The following is a 21,642-nucleotide window of genomic DNA, read 5'->3' on the forward strand; positions in this document are numbered from 1 at the left end:
TAATTAATCCGAAACATCTCAAAAACTGGTTTACTAATTGCTGCTACTGTACCTCATAACATCCGGAAGTGCTGTAAGGTGTGCTGGGCACACCCTACTCTTAATTCCGCGAAGGCGAACTTTGCTTGTGTAGCCCCCAATTCGATTCGGCGGGTTAACATCGAATTGTTAATCCGAATTCGATTGGGTGGCTTAACATCAGGTTTTTAACCCTAATTTGCTCCTATTTATAACCTCTATTTTTCTCCGACCAAATGCGGGTTGGCAGTCCCCAAACATAGACAAATCCTTCGGCAGCTTTGTGATCGAATTCGTCCTCTGCGCCGTAGGTTGCTAAGTCGAAACTGTACAGAGAATTGTCTGATTTGCGGCCAACAATAGTCGCATTTCCTTTGAATAGTTTGAGCCGCACGGTTCCAGTTACTCGCTTTTGCGTGTCCTGAATAAATGCGTCTAAAGCTGTTTTCAAAGGATTGTACCAAAGACCGTTATAAATCATTTGGCTGTAGGTTTCTTCGATGCCTCGCTTGTACCGCGTCACATCTGCTGTCAGTGTCAAACTTTCTAAGTCTCGGTGCGCGTGCATCAAAACTAAAATCGCTGGTGTTTCGTAAATTTCCCGCGATTTAATCCCGACGAGGCGGTTTTCAATCATGTCAATCCGGCCGACTCCGTGGTTTCCAACTATTTCGTTTAGCTGGGAAATTAAGGCGACTGGTGATAAATTTTTGCCGTTTAAACTGACAGGATTTCCGCAATCGAAACCGATTTCTATGTATTCGGGTGTGTCGGGAGTTTGCTCGATCGCCTTTGTCATCAAATAAACTTCCTCTGGCGGTTCCGCCCAAGGATCTTCGAGGATTCCGGCTTCAATTGCCATGCCCAATAAGTTGCGATCGATACTGTAAGGCGAAGACTTTTTCACTGGCGAGGGAATACCGCATTTCTCGCCGTATGCGATCGTTTCCTCGCGGCTCATTTTCCACTCCCGCGCTGGTGCTAAGATTTTAATCTTGGGGTTGAGCGCGCCGATCGAGACATCGAACCGCACTTGATCGTTTCCTTTACCTGTGCAACCATGGGCGATCGCATCTGCACCGTATTTTTCCGCAGCTTCTACTAACAATTTAGCAATCAGCGGGCGAGCCAGGGCAGTCGAAAGGGGATAACGGTTTTCGTAAAGTGCGTTAGCTTGAATCGCTGGAAACGCATAGTCTTTGACAAATTCTTCGGTAGCATCAATAACTAAAGATTCCGAAGCACCGGATGCTAAAGCTTTTTTGCGGATCGGTTCTAATTCGTCTCCCTGTCCCAAATCCGCAGCCAGAGTAATTACCTCTTCCACACCCCACTCGTTTTTGAGGTAAGGAATGCAGACGGAGGTATCGACTCCGCCCGAATATGCTAGCACAACTTTTTTAGCGCGACTCATTGCTATTTACATCCTGAATTTAACTGACATCTTGCACCCTTGTCACTAAGCTTTTCAGGGCGGGCTCTCCGGCCCACCCCAGAAAAAAATATCATTTTTGTGGAACAGGCCTAAAAGCCTGTTCTTGAGAATGGTGCCTAATGTGAGGTTTAACCGACTTTTCATTATGCACCTAATTGAGATCGATTCTTGTCAGAAATAGTACAGATTTATATATTATTTTTTTGCTAAACTTGGCTATTTGGCGGGGGAGTTGCTGCGAAAAATCTGCTACCGTGGGATACGGTAACTGTGGCGATGGGGAAAAACCGTGTTTTTTAGTGTTGTGATTCCGACGTATAATCGTAAACCGATTTTGGCCAAATGTCTACTGGCTTTGGAAAATCAGCAGTTCGGTGAGATTGTCAGAGAGTATGAAATAATTGTCGTGGACGACGGTTCGACGGACGGGACGCTGGAGTGGTTGGCCGCAGATGCCGACTTATTGCCTCATGTGCGATCGATTTGTCAATCTCACCAGGGCCCGGCGGCGGCGCGGAATTTGGGCGTTGAAGATGCTAAGGGCGATACGATTATTTTTATTGACAGCGATTTGGTGGTAACACAGCATTTTTTGCAAGCACACGCCGATGCTTTACTACAGGGTTACAAAGATACTGATGCTGTTTTTACTTACGGCAGCGTGATTAATACTTGCAATTTCGACAATCCTACCTCGGAACCTTACAAAATCACCGATTTTTCGGCGGCTTATTTTGCTACGGGAAATGTGGCGATCGCCCGCCACTGGCTGCTGGCTGCTGGACTGTTTGACACTCGCTTTCAACTGTACGGATGGGAAGATCTAGAGTTGGGAGTTAGGTTGAAAAAATTAGGTCTGAAACTAATTAAATGTCCGGCTGCTGTCGGGTATCACTGGCATCCACCTTTTAGTTTAGAGCAAATTCCTGGCATGATTGACCGCGAAATTCAGCGCGGGAGAATGGGAGTTTTATTTTATCAAAAGCACCCTAGTTGGGAAGTACGAATGATGATTCAAATGACTTTTTTGCACCAAATCCTGTGGGGAGTTTTATCATTAGGTGGGATGCTTAACGAGCGAACGATGACTCCTTTTTTGCAGTGGTTGATTAACCAAGGCAAGCCGCAGCTAGCTTTAGAAATTGCTCGGATTTTTCTGAATTGGTATAACGTGAAAGCCGTGTACGCCGCTTGCGGGGAGTTGCAGACCGAGACAAAGATACCATAAATCAGCCCCACCGCGCAAATAAAATATAAGATATTGTAGGAGTTTTTCATGGCCCATTGGTGTCAACTTAAGCTCATAATTAGTAACGGTATACTGTTTGATAATTATGCCTACACTGCCCTAGCGCTGCTTAAGAATGGGAATTTAGGGAACTCAGGACTTGGATATAAAGCCGAAAAACAAAGAATTTGAGTCTTAAGTTGACACCCATGTTCCTGGCTGTTTTAATTAACCTTTCGAGTGTGGATATCTACTGACAAAACATAATACAGATCCACCCGGTAAAGGGAGGCAAAACCGGGTTATAAAAATTGTAAAAGTAAAAGTTTTACCTTTAATCAAAATTGCTTGTTTAGCCTGTGATTTGAGCAATCTAGGCTGTTTTATCACTCGGTTTCGATAATTTGAGCGACCAACATTTTCAAACAAGCATTATTTTTGATATAATGACAGATAATTTAGGAGTGTGCTAGAGAGCCAATAGTTGTGCTGGTTTATCGGAGAGTATTAGCTACAAGCGGTTAATGACTTTAAAAATATTCCCACATATACAACTTGAATAGTTTGAGGGTCTGCTGTGAATACAACTGACAATAAAAATCCAAGACTAGAAACACTTAGACTTCAAAACACTGTCTTACAAGAAAATATTTTAATCGTGGACGACCATCCAGACAGCTTGCGACTTATATCCCGGCTTTTGTCTAAGCGGGGATATAAAGTGCGACCGACACGAGATGGCAAATTGGCTCTTAACTTTGCTATGTCGAGTCCACCAGACTTGATTTTGCTCGACATCATGATGCCCGGTATGGATGGCTATCAAGTCTGCGAACAGCTAAAAGCTTGTCCGCAAACCAAAGATATTCCTGTGATTTTTATTAGCTCTTTAAATGAAGTTTTTGATAAAGTCAAAGCTTTTTCGGTGGGCGCGGCAGACTACATTAGTAAACCATTTCAAACAGAAGAAGTGGTGAGTCGCGTCGAAAATCAACTGCTTCTGAGCCGTCTTTATAAACAAATTTTAGCACAAAATGCGCGGCTGCAAGCAGAAATAGAAGAACGCAAGCGGATCGAAGCAGAACTCCGAGACAGCCAACGCTGGCTGTCGGCAGTAATTCAAACACATCCTAATCTTTTGTACGTTTCCGATTTGATTGAACAGCGAACTCTGTATATCAACCGCGAAATCTATAGCGATATTGGCTATTCTTTTGAAGAAATCCAGCAAATGGCAGGAGGATTTCTTCCTAACTTAATACACGCTGACGATTTGCCAGGATTCTCAGAACACCTGAGCAGGATTGAGGCAGCAAAAGACGGTGAAAGCTTTGAGTTTGAGTACCGAATTCAGCATAAAAATGGTGAATATCGCTGGTTTGTTAGCGTGGATACAGTGTTTGCCAGAACAGCCGACGACAAACCGTGGAAAATTTTGGGAACGGCCACTGAAATTAGCGATCGCAAACAAGCAGAACTCGAACTTAAAACAGCTTTATCTGCTTTGGAACGGCAAATCAAACAAAGATTTCTGTTAGAAACAATTACTCTCGAAATTCGCTACAGCTTAAATCCCGATCAAGTTTTTCAAACAGCCGCGGCCCAAATAGGCAGAATTTTTAATGCCGATTGCTGCTTGATTCACACCTACACAGAACACCCAATTTCCAAAATTATTAATGTTGCAGAGTACAGAAAAGTCGCCTCAAAATCGCTTTTAGATTTAGAAATTCCCATACAGGGCAATCCTCACGTTCAGTTTTTGTTGTCCCAAGATCAAGCTGTAGTTTATAACGATGTTTTTTCCGAACCGCTGCTCGAAAACGTCCGACATTTGTGCTGTCAAATAGGTTTGAAGTCGATGATATCCATCCGCACTTCCTATCAGGGAAAAGCCAACGGAATGATATGCTTGCATCAGTACGATCGCCCCCGCCACTGGACGCAGGATGAGATCAGATTATTGAGCGCTGTGGCGGCACAGATGGGAATTGCGATCGCTCAAGCAAATCTTCTCGAACAAGATAAACAACAGCGACTTAAACTTCAGCAGAGCGAAGCTAGTCTAGCAGCAGCCCAGAAAATTGCCCATATCGGCAGTTGGGAATTTGATTTAGTCACAAATAAAATTACTTGGTCAGAAGAAGTATTCCGCATTTTTGGTCTTGACTCAAGCGCCACTGAACCGACATCTGCCAAACTTTTAAAGATGTGTCATCCCGACGACAGAGAATTATTTCAACAAACAGTCAGCCTGACTATCTCACAAGGCATTTCCTACAAAAGAGAGTTCCGATTTTTGCATCCTAGCGGTCAAATTATATACGTCGAAGGCAGGGGAGAAGCTGTTTTTAGCGAAACTGGGGAAGTAATCAAACTGTTGGGAACAGTGATGGATATTAGCGATCGAAAACAAGCCGAAGCAGCTTTGCAAATTAGCGAAGAACGTTTTTATCTGGCATTTGAAGGCAGTGCGATGGGCTTGTGGGATTGGAATCTTGCCACGGGAGAAGTCTATTTTAATTCGCGGTGGAAAACGATGCTGGGATATGAAGCAGAGGAGGTAGAAAATAGTTCCGCATCGTGGGAAAAACTGGTACATCCAGAGGATTTCGGTTCGGTTACAGCAGCGGTAAATGCCCACTTAGAAGGCAAAGAGCCCACTTACGAAAAGGAATTTCGGATGCTGACAAAATCCGGCGACTGGAAGTGGATTTTGGCTCAAGCGAAGGTGATGGAACGCGACGCTTCGGGAAATCCTTTGCGGATGACGGGCACGCATATTGATATTAGTGATCGCAAACAAGCCGAAGTAGAGTTGCAATTTAGCGAACAGCGAGAACGAGAAAAAGCACAACAGTTAGAACAAACTCTGGAAGACTTAAAAAATGCTCAATCCCAGCTCATTCAAGCCGAAAAAATGTCAACTATCGGGCAAATGGTAGCGGGAGTAGCCCATGAAATTAATAACCCCATCAGCTTCATCTACGGCAATATTGTTCCCGCCGCGCAGCACGCTCGCGATTTGGTAAAATTGATCCAGCTCTACCAGCAATACTATCCCGAACCAGTTCCAGAAATAGCCCAAGAATTGGCAGAAGTCGAGGTAGATTTTATTGCTGACGATTTCCCGAAAATCATGGCTTCAATGCAAGAAGGTGCTAACCGGATTAAGCAGATAGTGCTGTCTTTGAGAAACTTTTCGAGACTTGACGAAACAGAGTGCAAAGTAATAGACATTCATGAAGGGATAGAGAGCACTTTGGTGATTTTGCAGCACCGATTCCAGTCACAGCCAAAACGTCCGGAAATTCAAGTTATTAAAAATTACGGGAACCTGCCCAAAGTCGAGTGTTATCCGGCTCAATTAAACCAGGTATTTATGAATTTGCTGGTGAATGCGATCGATGCTATGGAAGAGTCATCAGCAAACTGTACTTGCAAAGTTAACCAGATTCGCATTGTTACTGAACTCAGCAGCGAAAATCAAGTGTGTGTGCGGATTTCTGACAGCGGGCCCGGTATCCGTCCTGAAGTTCAGTCAAGGATGTTTGACCCGTTTTTTACTACCAAACCGATCGGCAGTGGCACTGGTTTGGGATTGTCTATTAGTTACCAAATTGTGAAAGACACCCACGGCGGTAAGTTGGAGTGTCATTCAGAAGTTGGCCGGGGAACAGAATTTGCGATCGAACTGCCGATTTCGCAAAAGTTGGAAGTTAAAAGTTAGGATAAGCTGTTATATCAAGCCCGGTAAATTAACCATAATTCTTGTAGGGGCCGGTGCACCAACAATCTATAATATAAGCCTGAGATGAGCCTAAACCCGCCCCGACCGTAAGACTGGAGGCAATTCAACGGAGATCATATTAATCGTCTATCAGAACCTATTTTAGAGTGCGTCATAACCTGACATTTTCTCCAGTATTTCCTGCGAACAGTCTGTCATTTAGTGTAATCTCATCCTAAACATGATATAATAAAAAGTTACCCTTTTGAGGCTCCAGACGTTGCGCTGCTAAAATTAGTAGTGAATATTACAGTTGCTATTATACAAACTCTGTCAACATACGTCTGCTGTAGCGTCTACCACATTTTAACTGCATTATGACTGACTCAATTCGCTTCCTCATGTGTGCTCCCGACCACTACGATGTGGATTACGTGATTAATCCGTGGATGGAGGGAAATGTCCACAAATCATCGCGCGATCGCGCCGTCGAACAGTGGGAAAAACTCTACCACGTCCTCAAAGACAACGCGGTGGTAGACCTGGTACCGCCGGCAAAAGGCTGGCCGGATATGGTGTTCACCGCCAACGCAGGCTTACTGTTAGGCAATACCTTCGTCCTCAGCCGTTTCTATCACAAAGAACGTCAAGGCGAAGAGCCCTATTTCAAAGCATGGTTTGAAAGCAAAGGTTTCACCGTACACGAACTCCCGAAAGATTTGCCGTTTGAGGGCGCTGGCGATGCTTTGCTCGATCGCGAAGGACGCTGGTTGTGGGCGGGATACGGCTTCCGTTCCGAACTCGACTCGCACCCGTTACTAGCAAAATGGCTCAACATTGAAGTGCTTTCGCTGCGTTTAGTTGACGAACGTTTCTATCACCTAGACACCTGTTTTTGCCCCCTGACAGGCGGCTATTTGCTCTACTATCCAGCAGCATTTGACTCCTACTCCAACCGCTTAATTGAAATGCGAGTTGCGCCGGAAAAACGCATTGCTATTGAAGAAGCCGATGCCGCAAATTTTGCCTGCAATGCCGTCAATATTGACAAAGTTGTGGTAATGAACAAGGTTAGCGAAGCCTTGAAAACGCGCATTACTCAGGCCGGTTTTCAAGTAATTGAAACGCCGATGAGCGAATTTCTGAAAGCGGGCGGCGCCTGTAAGTGTTTGACGCTACGGGTAACTGAACCGGTGCAAGAAGATCGATCGGCAAACGTGATGGTAGAAAGCCGCACAATTCGCATGGAAGGTCACTTGCTCGATGCGGGTTTAATCAGCCGCGCTTTAGACTTAATTATCGAAAACGGTGGCAGTTTCCAAGTGCTCAATTTCAATTTAGGAGAGCAGCGGCAAAGCACATCATCTGCGGACGTTAAAGTTTCGGCTCCTTCCCACGATGTGATGGAAGAAATCATGGGACTGCTGATTGACTTGGGTGCAGTACCCCCGCCGCAAGAGATTTGCGACGCTATTTTAGAGCCGGTAGTGCAAGATGGCGTCGGGCCGGACGACTTTTATGTGAGTACGATTTATCCCACGGAAGTGCGGGTAAATAACCAGTGGGTGAAAGTGCAAAATCAGCGGATGGACGGTGCAGTTGCTATTACTGAAACTGCCGACGGCCCAGTCGCTAAATGCAAATTACTGCGAGATTTAAAAGTAGGAGAAAAAGTCGTTGTAGATGTAGTGGGTATCCGCACCATCCGCAAAACAGAATCGCGGGAACAGCGCAATTCTCAAGAATTCAGCTTTATGTCGGGCAGCGTTTCTAGCGAGCGCCGCGTAGAATTGGTGGTGGAACAAGTAGCGTGGGAATTGCGCCAAATTCGCGATCGCGGTGGCAAAGTTGTAGTTACGGCGGGGCCTGTTGTTATCCACACTGGCGGTGGCGAACATTTAGCGCACTTAATTCGTGAAGGTTACGTGCAAGCGTTGTTGGGTGGCAATGCGATCGCAGTTCACGACATGGAACAATCGAATATGGGAACCTCTTTAGGGGTTGACATGAAACGCGGTATTGCTGTGCGCGGCGGACACCGACACCACTTGAAAATAATTAACACTGTGCGACGTTACGGGAGTATTGCAAAAGCTGTTGAAGCAGGCTTGGTTACTAACGGTGTGATGTATGAGTGCGTAAAGAACAATATACCGTTTTCTCTTGCAGGTTCGATCCGGGATGACGGCCCGCTTCCCGACACGCAAATGGATTTAGTTAAGGCTCAAGAAGAATATACTGAGCTGTTACGCGGTGCGGATATGGTGTTAATGCTGTCGTCTATGCTGCACTCAATTGGTGTGGGAAATATGACGCCGGCTGGTGTGAAGATGGTCTGTGTGGACATTAATCCGGCGGTGGTGACGAAATTGAGCGATCGGGGTTCGATCGAGTCTATTGGAGTTGTTACCGATGTGGGATTGTTCCTCAGTTTGTTGGTCAATCAATTGGATAAATTGACCAGTCGCCATCATGTAACTCAATCTGTTTAGAGTCGGCGGTTGAAACCGCGTCTACACAAACGAAGTCAGCTTGCGCGGACTGAAGAATAGAGGCTGGTAGGGTACGCATTGCGTACCTTACAGAGCCGATAATAATGCTCATTATCATCGCTCAAAATGCGCCCCAATAAATTGAGCTATCTCCCTTTCGATCGCCCTTTTCTCCTGCAGAGAATGTAATTTCTAAATTAGGAGCGGTGACGGGAGACAAATCGCCCGGTAAAGACCTAATTCGCAACTCATTTAGCAAAGCATTAATATTGTTCGGCTCAGCATCCAGAATGCTTGCCAGCGGCAGCAGATTTTGCACTGCATATTCGCCGAGTCGAGCATTAATACTCTCTGCTAAATAGCAGAGCATAATGTATCTGCTACTGCTACTGATAATATGAAATATTTTATTCAACTCATCAAAGTATTGAGTCCCCGGTATAGATGCCGCGATTTGGGTTTCACCCTTCCAGAATAAATCTACATGAATTTGGCTAGCTGGCGAAACTTTAGCCTTTGCAATCCAGATGATATCGAGGATTGGTTCAGAGTCGCGCTCGTGGAAAATCAGCCGCTTTAAACCCGATATAAATTCTGGGGAATTTAGCGTATTTTGCCATTCTCGACACCAATCATTACTTTTAGCATTTAGGGCATTTTTGACCGTCGTCGGACGTTCAATCACATCTTTTAATAAAGAAAGACTTCCCGCAGCTTTGGCAAACTTGGGGGAGATTTGGTGGTGCAGTATCTGGTTGGGATCAATGTAATCTTGGCGCCAAGGGGCGTCCGGGATGAGAACTTGACAGGCGGGAGCAAGTGTGATGTTAGCAGTAAGTATCGGTGGGTTTTGAACTGTGCAGCCTTCTAATGACTGTTGAGATTCTAGACGGCCGATGACCTCGATCACATAGTTTTTATCTGCTTCGTTTAAAGGTGTGTTGCTGTACTCTGCTGCTAATTCTTCGAGAAAATCTAGGTAATCTTGCACAACAGGCGATATCCCTTGTCCTAAAAGCTGATAGACTTCGGAAAATGGATTAGAAACCGCTATAGTTGTGCGGCGGTTGCCGAAAAAAGGCACGTCATCCAAAAAAGCGTATTTTGGCAGCCAAAACTTACCCCTAGACTCATCCCACAGACATTGACGGTGAGCAAAGCGCTTTTGAATTTGCTGGCGTTGTTCGCTGGAAATACTGCCTTTGATGAAAGTATCATCGAGATACTTGTAAATTGCCTTTACTGATTGTAAATGTGCGTTTAGATCGTCGGGTGTCGTGATTTCAACTGTCATTTTCCCAAGTTTTGATTAGTGTATCAAAGTGGTCGATAACTGTACTTGTATCTACAGGCTCAAAACCAAGTGCAGTTCTGATTTCCGGCTTCAGCAAGTCGCGCTGAGGGCGTGCAAATAAAAATTTTTGGCTAGCAACTAAGCGAACATCTTGAATGAAACAGACATCTTTAGCGCGATACAGCCTCGGTTCAGGTATCGCCGCGCCGGGATATTGGCTTAACGTTTGAGGATTTTGCTCGACAGGAAGCCAAGGCTTATCTGCGAGTGTTTCAGCCAGTGTTTTGTTGGTATTGGCAATTTTCGTATGTTTTAGTTCATCCCAATTATCATTATCAACGATGTAGTTAAAAACAGCAATGCAAGCATCGGTTACTGCACCTGCACCTGAACGATTTGCGGTTTGAATTAGATGGTCAACACAAGCTACAATGTCATCTGCACTCAAGGTTCTTCGCATACCCAAACTCTCGAAAAAATCGAGCCAGAGTAGCTCATCCTGCGAGTAAAATTCCATGTCTGGAATAGCTGCTAAATTTCCTAGAATGTTGCGGATTACTTGATTTTCAGGAGTGTAAATTAATTCGGCAGAGCGTAATCTGCGATCGCTACAGCGTACCAAACGCGCCTTTTTAAGCTCTTCCTTGAATGAGGAAGCATCCTCTCCTCCCTTTTCTAGTTCTTTGCAAGCTTCACTCAGATGATCTCGAATCCACGCTAGCGCCATTAATTGTTCTTCCGGGGCAAATGACGCATACTCAGGCAACAAGCACTCGCGAATTAGTCTAGCGCGATTCAGTACCGGAACTTGCAAAACTTGGAATAGCCGCAGCCATTCCCGATTTTTTTCTAGGCGTAAAAGCCTCAACGTACCTGCAATTTCTGGCGGTTCGTATCCGCCGCCAGGAAGGTAGACATTTTCATCGTTGAGGGAAACTATTTCGTTGGAAGTTGTGGGGTAAATGGGAAGTTGACGCAGCTTGTTGAGGCTATCTTGGTTGTAATCTATTGGATCTGAATTTGCCAGGAAATTGAGGAGAGATGTATAATGCTTTTGGTGGTAGGGTGGCAAACCTCGGGCGTAGCGCGAAGATACTGTATCTAGTACATCTGGGCCAACAACAAACGAGATTAACTGATTTTTGTGTCGTTGGGCAAATTGTGCGATCGCACTTTCAAGTTTTACCGGTGCTTTGACAAGCGTCACCCCAAAATACTGTAAAGCTTCAATCATTTCCCCTGCAATATTATCGCCGCACAACAAAGGAGTATCAAGTTTTCCTCCTTTGTAAAGCTTACCATCATTTCCAGGAACCAGCGGAACTCTCTTCAATTCATCAACTGTTTCTCGCGACAGATATCTGGGCGAGATATTGAAAAAATAATTGTATACGAGAGTTAACCACTCTGCATTCGGTGGATGTGATCCATCAGCTTGCCAATCACATTCTGACTGCCTTGAACCAATTACGTGAACCAATTTTCTCGCTACTTCTGTGGCATTCATCTCTGAAACGCCAATCATGTTATGTGGAGGCAATACATTGGTTAAATCTCCGTGCAAAAACCATTCTAGATGATTAGCAAATATCTGCCTTGGTGTATACTCTGAAATGTAAATAGTTCCTATCGGATTGTAACCAAATACTTGTAAAGTATTATTAGCGAGAATAGCTAACGGCAAACCGCGCAAATTTCGGTGATTGTCGCTGATGCAATAACGCAACATATTCGCAATCCACTGTCTATTTTGCAAGCTGGGTTTGGGTGCATTTTGCAAAGGCACACCTAACTCTTTATTTTCGGTTAAGTGCTTTCGCAAGTCCGCCGCACTAAATGTTTCTAAGGGCAAACCTGAATCTTTGAATACTACCAAAATTGACTCTGGCAATGGCGGTTCAGGAATGTCGATTTTGTCGGCGCGCAGCGGTTCTAATAATTCGTCCCACAATTTTTTAGAAGGTAGATTTCTGATTGTCGGAGGCGTCACCCATCTTGTTTGCGACATCACTACCACGGTGAATACACGTTCAGTTACAGCGTGTTCTACAGCGGATCGCACAACTTTTCTTTGATATAATAACTCGATTACAAAGCGGTGCAGTTCTTCGAGAGCTTTGCTGACAGTAATTTTGCTAACAGGCCAAAATTTATAAAATTCCTCTGTCTGATACCTGCCAATATCTTGCACTAAATCAACAATTAAGTTAGCATAAGCGTGAGACAAAACGTGCTGCGCCAGTAGTTGGTTCCAAATAGATCTCGGTCGGTCTTTTCCAGTTTGTCCGCTGTCGCTGCTGAGGTTGTCCCGCGAACTATTTAAATTAAAAAAACCGTTGATGTGAACGGGCAGCCCTGTTTCTAGAGGAAGTGGCAAAAAACAGTAAACTTTCCCGCCCACAGGTTGAGGATTTTCCTCGGTACTAACAGCATTAATCCTAGCAGCAGCGCCCGCCCAAGGCAAGACTTTTTCTTGGCTTTCGTACATTGCTTTTATGACTTTTGCCAACTCGCCGCCTTCATCTGTGCGAATTAAACTTACTGTTCTCCAAGTTGATTTGGTATTCCGATTCCCGCTAATCGTTTCTATCTCGTGGCGGTAAGAAACTGATATTAAACCGGCTGGATTATTGTGGCACAATTCCAGCAATTTGTCTGCTGTCTTGGGAATTGCATCGAGGAGTTGTTGCCGCGCTTCTCGTACTTCTTGCGGGTTCTGGGTAACAATCGCCAGAATCTCTTGCCGAGTTTCTTGACTGTTTGCGGGAATTTCGTAAACTCTAATTTCCTGAACAGATTTCAGAAATAGTAGCAGTTCTTCACCTGAATTACTCAGTTCGTCTAGTAGTTCCTTGACGTTGGATTCGGTAAAAGCTTGTTTACGAATTTCGCTATCTTTAGCGTGTTCTGCAGTTCTCAATGGCAAGCGAAACAAAGTGCCTTGAAAATTTGTATCTCCTAATGGCAATCCTCCCGCTGCGTAGACTTGCATAAAATTTGGATATTGTTCGTACCATTTAGCGTCTGCTAAATTCCACTCGCGTCCGGGTTCTTGTCGGGAAGTGCCGGGAATAGCTGCACCGTGAGGGTCAAAAAAGATGATGCGATCGCGCGATACGAAACTCGGATAATCTGTAACATGATATATTGCATTAAACCCGACGCCAAATCTACCCGTTTTCTGCAAATCTCGCGCTTTTTCGCTTTGTCCCAGACTGCGAATGCTCTCAAAATCTTTATCTGCAAACACGCGATCGTTGTAGACTAACATCGCCGGCCCCATTAGCACTACCATACGATCGTCAGGCAATTGTTTGACCGGATGGTGGCGCCAATCAAGAGTAATTTCTACCCGCGTTGCTTTAGCGTCGTCAGCATTTTGGATCAACTCTTTGATAATGCCAACGCCTTCGGGATAATCTCGGATAATCCCTCTCAAGCGGGCGATCAAGGGTTCGGATTGGTAGAAAGACTTGCCCTCAATTTCGCTGTTGCTGTAAGACATAGATGTTCTGACGACTAAAAGCGGGAGGAATTTAAATGCGATCGCGCATCTTCACTTTGTATCTAATACTATACAAGCGAAGCGTAAATACAAGTAGGGTGCGCGCGCAGCAACCTACCGAAAGCTATTCGTAATATTGCAATAAAAAACCTCAGACCCGCAAGCCTGAGGACCGGAGTTCCTGAAAATCGTCACTTGTTACTATTGTCGCCAACAAACAGCACAACATACAAGAGGGGTGCAACCCAGCACGACAGCTTTTGGCAGACAGAGATTGCTTCCTGACTCGCAACGCGAAAGCAATTTTTAATTCAACCCTTCACGAAAGCAAAACAATTATTCTCCCTATTTTGCGATCGGGGTTGATCATGTTGCTTTAGGATGGGAGTCTGTCCTCGATCGCAATATAAGGAGCACCGTGAGTCCCCGTATATATTTGAGTCGGGCGGTAAATGCGGTTTGCCTCTAGCTGTTCCTTCCAGTGGGCCAACCAGCCAGCAACGCGGGCGATCGCAAAAACTGGCGTAAATAAGTCCAGCGGAATTCCCATTTTTCGGTAAACCAGACCAGAATAGAAATCTACATTTGCATAAATTCCTTTCTGACCCAATTTCTCTTCAACCACTTCTTCCAACTTGACAGCAATGTCGTAATAATCGTCGTGGCCGAAGTTCTCAAACAACTGTTCCGCTAACCTCTGAAGAATAGTTGCTCTCGGATCTTTCACCTTGTAAACTCGGTGACCGAAGCCCATGATTTTGTCCTTGTTTGCAACGCACTTCTCGACAAAAGGCCGCACATTTTCTACCGAACCAATTTGCTCCAACATATCAATCACTTCTTCATTAGCTCCCCCGTGCAGCGGCCCCGCCAAAGTGCCAACTGCTGAAGCAATCACTCCGTAAGGGTCTGTCAGCGTCGAAGCTGTTACCATTGCCGAAAATGTAGAGGCATTAATTGTATGTTCAGCGTGGAGAGTCAGACAAGTGTCAAAAATGCTAGCTAACAGCGGATCGGGTTCTTGCTCGTTGAGCATATAAAGAAAGTTAGCCGAGTAGTTCAAGTCATCCCTCGGCCGCACCGGGTCATTTCCCCGTCGCATTTGCTGGAACGCTGCTACCATTGTGGGAATCTTAGCTAGCAGCCGCACTACAGCTTCTCTAATGTATGCTGGGTTAGCCAGAGCTCTGCGGGAGTAGAACAAGCCCAGGGCGGCCGCTGAAGCTTGCAGGGCGTCCATTGGATGTCCTCTTTCAGGAAAGCATTTCATCATGTCCCGGATGCGATATTTGATCCGGCGGTGATAGCGAATTTCATGCTCGAAAGCTTCTAGTTCTTCCTTTGTCGGAAGTACACCCCAGATCAATAAATATGAAGTTTCAAGAAAGGAACTTTTCAGTGCCAGTTCCTCGATGCTAATCCCGCGATATTCCAGCAACCCTTTTTGTCCATCGACGTAGCTAATGCTGGACAAGGTGGCGGGAACACCTTCTAAACCTGGTTTGAATTCGCCGACGACCATTGCGATACCGTTTTGTGTGAGTTCAATCTACATAAAAGTACATTACCAGAAACCAAGATAGTGTCACAGTATTGACAAATAATCATTTAATTGCGGTTCAGAAACCGGGTTTTTCAACACGCGGGCCCGATCGCACCGCTGCGTATTGTCGCCCCTCAAACCCGGTTTCGCCGTCCGAGAATGCGGGTTTAAGAGGGCTGGCGCGTCCTGTTAATGTCGGGGCGGTTCGCTGTTTCTAGGGCAGTAAAAACTTGGGCGCAGTTAGCCAAAACATTTGGCTGCGGCCCACTGGGGAGCCGGTTTCCGGGAGGATTAAGCCGATGATACCTGCTTTTTTGAGAATGAGGGCATCTTGCGATCGAGCCCAAACCAAAGTTTCTGCCCAGTGGCCTAAGTCTGGTTGGTGGCCCACCAGGGCCAAGCTACCGCTACCTATTTCCTGCCACTGTTTGTACCACTCCAGCCAGTTCCCGATGTCTCCTGAAGGTGCGAGGGCGGCGGATTCTTCTATTTTGGAACTCAAACCGACGGTTTGCAGGATTTGGGCGGTTTGCTGCGCCCGCAGTAGGGGGCTGGTGAGAATCAAGTCAAACTGAATTTCGAGATCGTACAGCCGTTGGGCAATTTTCCTGGTTTTACGCTCGCCCTCTTTAGTCAGCGGGCGTTCTAAATCTGTATCATATTTTTCGGGGTCGGCTGCGATACCGTGACGGATCAAATATAAATGCACTGTCGCTGTCCTTTTGATAGCTTTGCGATGGCTACGCCCCGGCTTACGCCTACGAACTTATGCGTGAAGTTTGGCGCGATCGACATATTTTGCCTATTCTACAACTGCATTGAAATCTGGCGCCGTCATCTGGTTGGCGCTTCTGTAGCGATCGCGCCCTTGTCGTTTCGCATCATACAATGCTCGATCGGCGACGGCAACGAGTTCATCCGGTGATGTTCCCAAGCAGGGAATCACAGTCGCAATTCCCATGCTAACGGTCACGATCGAGCTCACATTAGATTGCTCGTGAGGGATTGCCAAATTTCGGATTGCCTGACGCATCGACTCAGCAACCGCGATCGCGCCAGCAGCATCCGTATTCGGTAGGATAGCAGCGAATTCTTCGCCGCCGTAACGTGCAAACAGATCCGATGAACATTTAACCGCTTGTGCAGCCGATGAAGCCACTTTTACCAAACAAGTATCCCCAGCTTGATGTCCGTAGCAATCGTTATATCGCTTGAAATAATCTACATCCAACATAATCAACGAAAGCTGTTGTTTCCGCTGCATCAGTCGGTGCCATTCCGACTGCAATCGCTCATCAAAAAAGCGGCGGTTTGCTACTTGTGTTAACCCATCTGTCGTAGCAAATAATCTTTCTTGTTCCGCCCGGTGTCTGAGCATCTCCTCGGCCTGCTTGCGTTCTGTAATATCAGCAAAAGTCGTCACTACTGCATAGGGTTGAGACTGATTGAGATGGAACAGCGGTTGAGAATTAATCGAAATCCAAGTCAGCGTTTGATCCGATTTGTGAATGCCCATCACCACATTTGATAGCGGTTGTCCCGTCATGAGGGTGATCATTGCCGGATGCTGTTCGCTGGGGAAGGGACAGCCATCTTCCCGAACGGTTCGCCAGTCTAAATCTATGGATGTACCGCCCATCATTTGTTCGGGGGTCAGCCCTAGAATCCTTTCGGCACTAGCATTACAGGTAGTAATTTGTCCGTCTGCTAGCTGAAGTACGACGCCTTCTGTCATGCTCGCAATCACAGAACGATACCGTTCCTCACTTTCCTGTAATTGACTCAGGAGAATGTTTTTAGCATCAAACTCTGAAGCCAGATGCAGGCTACCCGCCAAAAACCCGGCCATCAGTTGTAAGGTATGAATATCTGACTCTGTAAAGGCACAGGGTGTAGCTGAAACAACTTTTAAGACACCAACCCGATCGTCCTGATAGAACAAGGGAACAACCACCAGTGACCGGATACCAATGCGCTGACAGACAGCCTGCTCCACCCGTGCATCGGTTTCTGAATCGTTGCAAAGCATGATTTGACCAGTCGCAATACATTTTCCCGATAAACTTGTCCCTACTTTGATCCGTAATCCAACATAGGCTGTGGCGATACCGCTGGCTGCCCGATACACCAATTCATCCCCTTCCAGGATTTCAATCACTGCTCCATCGGCGCGGGTCAAATCTTGAGTCCTCTCTGCAATTACCGCCATGACTGCATCAAGATTGGGATTGCGGATGGCGATTTCCTGTTGGGTAGCAATCACTATACTCAGACGCTGGAACTCTTGCTGTAATGATGCTTCTGCTTGCTTGCGATCGCTGATATCCTTCATAAAGCAGTGATGCCCGATCGATCGCTCCTGCGAGTCGTAGGCTGCCAACATCACCCATTGCTTGTAAAAAATCGAACCATCTTTCCGGATACCCCGGGCCTCAACCTCCACTCGGCCCTCGGCTAGCATTTTTTGATAAGCCACCCTCATCATGTCGAGATCTTCTGGATGAACTGTTTTCTGCCAATTCATACCAACCATTTCTTCAGGTTGATAACCCACTATATTGCCGTAGGCTTGATTAACGCTGACATATCGTCCGAAAACATCCACCCGCGAGATGCCCTCAACGGCATTAGCAAGAGCTGTACTCAATTCTCTGAGTTCTGTTTCTGCCTGGACAAGATCCGTAATGTCTTGGCATGTACCAAACAACCGAATGACTTTTCCCTCTGCATTGAGTTGGGCCTGTCCTCTGCCTTCGGTATGGCGGATAGAACCATTCGGGCGCACGACTCGGAGCCGCAATAGATAAGGCTCTCCGTGAGTGAGCGCTCGTTGAACTACCAGGTGTAGCTGTTTGGCACTTTCGGGATGGTAAAGCCGCAGGTTTTCTTCATAGGTAGGTTCGCCTAGGGCGCTGTCGCGTCCCAAAATCTCGAATAGTTCGGGAGACCAGGTAATTTTGCCGGCAATCACGTCAAATTCCCAGCTACCGATGTGGGCAACCCGCTGGGCTTCTGACAACCGGGTTTCACTCTTTTGCAGGGCTGTTTCTGTCTGCTGGCGGTCGGTAATGTCATTTTCGTTCACGAGCAACATCGGGTTGCCTGTTACCGGGTCGTTGGTACACCGCACGTCCATCCCGTGCCAGCGAATTCCCGCCAGAGTAATAACTTGAGCCTCAACACTAAAGACCTCACCGGACTTAAGAACTGCCATTGCTCGCTCTCCTACCTGAGAGTCAACAAAGCGGCTCACAAAAGCATTGTCTGTCGCAGAGCCAGCGTGCAGCGCATCCCCATAACAGCGCAAGGCGGCCGGGTTTTGTAGCAGCGGCACACCTTCGAGGGTGTACAGCGAAACCATGAGCGTTGTGTGTCGGATTGCCTCGATCGATCGCAGGGTTTCTGGTTCGATTTGAGGAGCGGTTTCGACCTTACCCTCGACCAAGATTGCCAAACGCCCACTATCAATCCTGATGGCAGAGCACCGACAGCCGACAGAAACAGGCTCACCGCCCGGATAAAACGTCCACTGCTCGGACAAGGTTTTGCCTTGCTCAAACAGCTGCAGATAGCTCTGCAAGCGAATCCGAGTAGACTCTGACAACATATCCCTAAAGTTGTGGCTCGCGAGTTGCTGCCGCATCGAAGCATTCCACAGGTACAAGGAGGCTTGGTTGGCCCACCGGATTTGCCAATGCTCAATATCAAATATCCAGATCGGGTTTTGCAACCAGTCAAAGGCTTTGAGGTGCACAATATCCCCGCTCAGGGAACAGGCAAACTCTGGTTGTATACAATTTTGATGATTGACTGTGGGGGCGCTTTCTGTATAGGTGGCAGTTGGATTCGGTTCTGTTTCGAGTTCCGGCGGTTGATTTGGCGACTGCACCGGGCGGTGAGATTCCAAGTGCCGCATCCTCAACCCGATGTGCATTGCAACCTGTTGCACGATCTGAACGTCGAGAGGTTCCCACTGACGCGGACTTTGGCATTGATGAGCAATCAACAGTCCCCAAAGCTTCGGAGATGGCTGCTGTTTGCCATCTAGCAAGATTGGCGCAACTAAATTTGCTTGAACTTGGATGCGATCGAGCAATTCGACATCACAAGCTTGAAGATGACCGCTGTGAATATCACAAATGCTGCTCGTTTGTCCCTGGCTGTAACGCTCTACCCAGGTAGCTTCAAAGCAAGGATCATAAATCTTTTTTCCTAGGATTCGCGGCCACAGGGCATCAACCGATTCAGCAAATACTACACCATTTCCCTTTGGTAGGAAGCGATAAATAATCACACGATCGGTTTGCAGTAGCACCCTGGTTTCTTCTACCGCAAATTGCAAAATTGTCTCCAGATCACCGACCTCGTTGATTTGAAGTGCTATTTCTGAAATTTTTTCTAGAATTTTCTCTAATGACCAAGAGAAAGTCTGTTTTGTAGACATCTCCGTGTTCCCTTTTTTGTTAAGCATTTTTTTACTATTCTAACCCGCTACAAAAAAATATAATAATTTGTTTCAACTTGTAGCAAATGCTTGTTTGGTTTAGGAACCAAACCCAAACTTTATGTTTGTATAATAAAAATTATGAAATGGTATAATTTTATTCTTTTAGGCGGATTAGCCAAGAATTTATGTTTTTCCTTCTCTATATGGCTTATTGTACGGCGCTTTTTTCTAAAAAGTTAGCGGAAAAATCCTGCACAAACAATCACAATTTGTATTTGTGATTGTTTGTGCAGGATTTTTAGGTAAATATCAAAAAATTAACCCTGTAGACTTCTAAAAATTAATGATTATGCTCTGAAATTTAGTAAATTAGATAGATACAGCAGATTCCAGGCAAATAAAGTAGGGCTTGCCGAAAAAGCCTAAAACCTTTACAGAGAAAGACTTTGACTGGTTTGAACGCTCCGCGTGTGCAAGCTGATGAGCTAAAATCTGTCCAAAGCCTAGTACAACATCACTTTCGTAATGTACCGAAAAGTTGACCCAACCCCAAACCCGCCATCCAACTTTGACTTGCCTTTTGAGGGGCAATTGTTAGAAGATAATCGTTGGGTAATCATGGCGAAACTAATTCCGTGGTCAGCATTTGAAGCAGAATATGCTCAAAACTTTTCCGTAGATATGGGAGCTCCAGCGAAATCTTTTCGGATGGCATTGGGAGCATTAATTATTAAAGAAAGGTTAGGAACCAGCGATCGCGAAACAATCGAACAAATCCGAGAAAACCCATACTTACAATACTTTATAGGCATGACCAGCTATAGTAGCCAAGCACCCTTCGACTCATCAATGTTGGTTCATTTTCGACAGAGAATAGGTGTCAACCTAGTCAATAAAATCAATGAAAAAATGGTCAAAGAGCAGACCGAAGCACCAGGCAAAGTAGTCGATAAAAAGTTATCGGACATCAGCGAGCCGAAAAATCAAGGAAAATTAATATTAGACGCAACCTGCGCGCCAGCCGACATTAAATATCCTAACGACTTAGGAATATTGAATCAAGCCAGGGAACAAACCGAAACAATCATAGATGCTTTGCACACTCAAATTCAGTCACCACTAAAAAAAAACCAAGAACTTATCGAAACCTAGCTAGAAAAGAATACTTGACAGTAGCAAAGAAACGAAGACCATCACAAAAAAAGCGAAGAGAAGCGATTAAGAAACAACTTCAATATATTAAAAGAAATTTAGCTCATATCGCGGTCATGGGTGAGGTAACGTGGCTGACTAAATATTATTATAAAATGCTATTAGTAGTCACAGAAGTCTACCGTCAACAGTTATGGATGTATGAAAATAAAACACATAGTATTGAGGACAGAATAGTAAGTTTAACACAACCACACATCCGCCCTATCGTCAGAGGGAAAGCCGGGAAATCCGTTGAGTTTGGGGCAAAGCTGTCAGCCAGTTGTCGTAACGGATACGTGTTTTTAGACAGAATTAGTTGGGATAATTTTAACGAGTCTGTAGACTTAAAAAAACAAGTAGAAGAATTTAAACGGTTCACGGGATTCTATCCCGAATCAATTCATGTAGATCGGATTTATCGAACTCGCGAGAATCGAGCTTGGTGCAAAGAAAGAGGAATTAGAATGAGTGGTCCCCCTTTAGGAAGACCATCGACAAATATTAGTAAGTCAACGAAGAAACAAGCTTTAGAAGACGAGAGAATTCGTAACTCGATTGAGGGAAAATTTGGGAGTTGCCTAAAAGAAGATTCAGCCTCGGTAGAGTGATGGCTAAACTTTCTAATACTTCTCAAACCACCATCGCCATAACTTTTTTGGTGATGAATCTTTCGGCCCTGCTAAGTAGTCAAACAAAATTAATTACACAAACAACTAATATGATATAATAAAAAATATCAAGTTGTGTTCAAAGAAG

9 protein-coding genes and 1 pseudogene are annotated in these 21,642 nt (G+C 45.5%); 4 read left to right on the forward strand and 6 right to left on the reverse strand.

Features of this window, described 5'->3' with window-relative positions; all coding sequences use genetic code 11:
* Positions 1-223: 223 nt before the first annotated feature.
* On the reverse strand, positions 224-1,432 hold the full coding sequence (locus tag QUA04_RS23125; RefSeq protein WP_333261258.1) for an argininosuccinate synthase: 1,209 nt from the start codon (positions 1,430-1,432) through the stop codon (positions 224-226).
* Between the two features lie 310 nt (positions 1,433-1,742).
* Between QUA04_RS23125 and QUA04_RS23130 the strand changes: the two genes are divergently transcribed.
* From QUA04_RS23130 to argZ, 3 genes are all read left to right on the forward strand, one after another.
* A complete protein-coding gene (locus QUA04_RS23130) occupies positions 1,743-2,681 on the forward strand; it encodes a glycosyltransferase (RefSeq protein ID WP_333261260.1) in 939 nt (312 codons plus the stop codon).
* A 577-nt stretch (positions 2,682-3,258) separates the two neighbouring features.
* Positions 3,259-6,411, forward strand: coding sequence for a PAS domain-containing protein (locus QUA04_RS23135; protein ID WP_333261263.1), 3,153 nt, complete (start codon positions 3,259-3,261; stop codon positions 6,409-6,411).
* 377 nt (positions 6,412-6,788) lie between these two features.
* Positions 6,789-8,903, forward strand: coding sequence for a bifunctional arginine dihydrolase/ornithine cyclodeaminase (gene argZ / locus QUA04_RS23140; protein WP_333261267.1), 2,115 nt, complete (start codon positions 6,789-6,791; stop codon positions 8,901-8,903).
* A 121-nt stretch (positions 8,904-9,024) separates the two neighbouring features.
* On the opposite strand, the gene QUA04_RS23145 is transcribed toward argZ, so the two are convergent.
* From QUA04_RS23145 to QUA04_RS23165, 5 genes are all read right to left on the reverse strand, one after another.
* Entirely contained in the window at positions 9,025-10,197 is a 1,173-nt protein-coding gene (locus tag QUA04_RS23145) for a hypothetical protein (RefSeq protein ID WP_333261269.1), read from the reverse strand.
* The gene (locus QUA04_RS23150) at positions 10,187-13,702 is read right to left on the reverse strand and encodes a sacsin N-terminal ATP-binding-like domain-containing protein (protein WP_333261272.1); all 3,516 of its coding nucleotides are present in this window, start codon (positions 13,700-13,702) and stop codon (positions 10,187-10,189) included. The genes QUA04_RS23145 and QUA04_RS23150 overlap by 11 nt, the downstream gene beginning before the upstream one ends.
* A 376-nt stretch (positions 13,703-14,078) precedes the next feature.
* Positions 14,079-15,224 carry a citrate synthase gene (locus tag QUA04_RS23155; RefSeq protein WP_333261275.1) on the reverse strand — a complete coding sequence of 382 codons (1,146 nt, stop codon included), beginning with the start codon at positions 15,222-15,224 and terminating at the stop codon, positions 14,079-14,081.
* Between the two features lie 235 nt (positions 15,225-15,459).
* Positions 15,460-15,954: a phosphohistidine phosphatase SixA gene (gene sixA, locus QUA04_RS23160; RefSeq protein ID WP_333261277.1), complete on the reverse strand. Its 495-nt coding sequence runs from the start codon at positions 15,952-15,954 to the stop codon at positions 15,460-15,462.
* Positions 15,955-16,047: 93 nt separating this feature from the next.
* Positions 16,048-19,689 (reverse strand): diguanylate cyclase domain-containing protein, encoded by a 3,642-nt coding sequence (locus QUA04_RS23165; protein ID WP_333261280.1) that lies wholly within the window; start codon positions 19,687-19,689, stop codon positions 16,048-16,050.
* A gap of 528 nt (positions 19,690-20,217) precedes the next feature.
* Here QUA04_RS23165 and QUA04_RS23170 point away from each other — a divergent pair.
* A pseudogene (locus tag QUA04_RS23170) lies at positions 20,218-21,568 on the forward strand (IS5 family transposase); the annotation flags it as partial.
* Positions 21,569-21,642: the final 74 nt, after the last annotated feature.

This window comes from Microcoleus sp. S13_C5 (assembly GCF_036700845.1).
Taxonomy (GTDB): domain Bacteria; phylum Cyanobacteriota; class Cyanobacteriia; order Cyanobacteriales; family Microcoleaceae; genus Microcoleus.

Coding starts and splice junctions, on each gene's coding strand:
- QUA04_RS23150 (WP_333261272.1), bottom strand. CDS start 13,702: ATGTCTTACAGCAACAGCGAAATTGAGGGCAAGTCTTTCTACCAATCC.
- QUA04_RS23165 (WP_333261280.1), bottom strand. CDS start 19,689: ATGTCTACAAAACAGACTTTCTCTTGGTCATTAGAGAAAATTCTAGAA.
- argZ (WP_333261267.1), top strand. CDS start 6,789: ATGACTGACTCAATTCGCTTCCTCATGTGTGCTCCCGACCACTACGAT.
- QUA04_RS23145 (WP_333261269.1), bottom strand. CDS start 10,197: ATGACAGTTGAAATCACGACACCCGACGATCTAAACGCACATTTACAA.
- QUA04_RS23155 (WP_333261275.1), bottom strand. CDS start 15,224: ATGGTCGTCGGCGAATTCAAACCAGGTTTAGAAGGTGTTCCCGCCACC.
- QUA04_RS23125 (WP_333261258.1), bottom strand. CDS start 1,432: ATGAGTCGCGCTAAAAAAGTTGTGCTAGCATATTCGGGCGGAGTCGAT.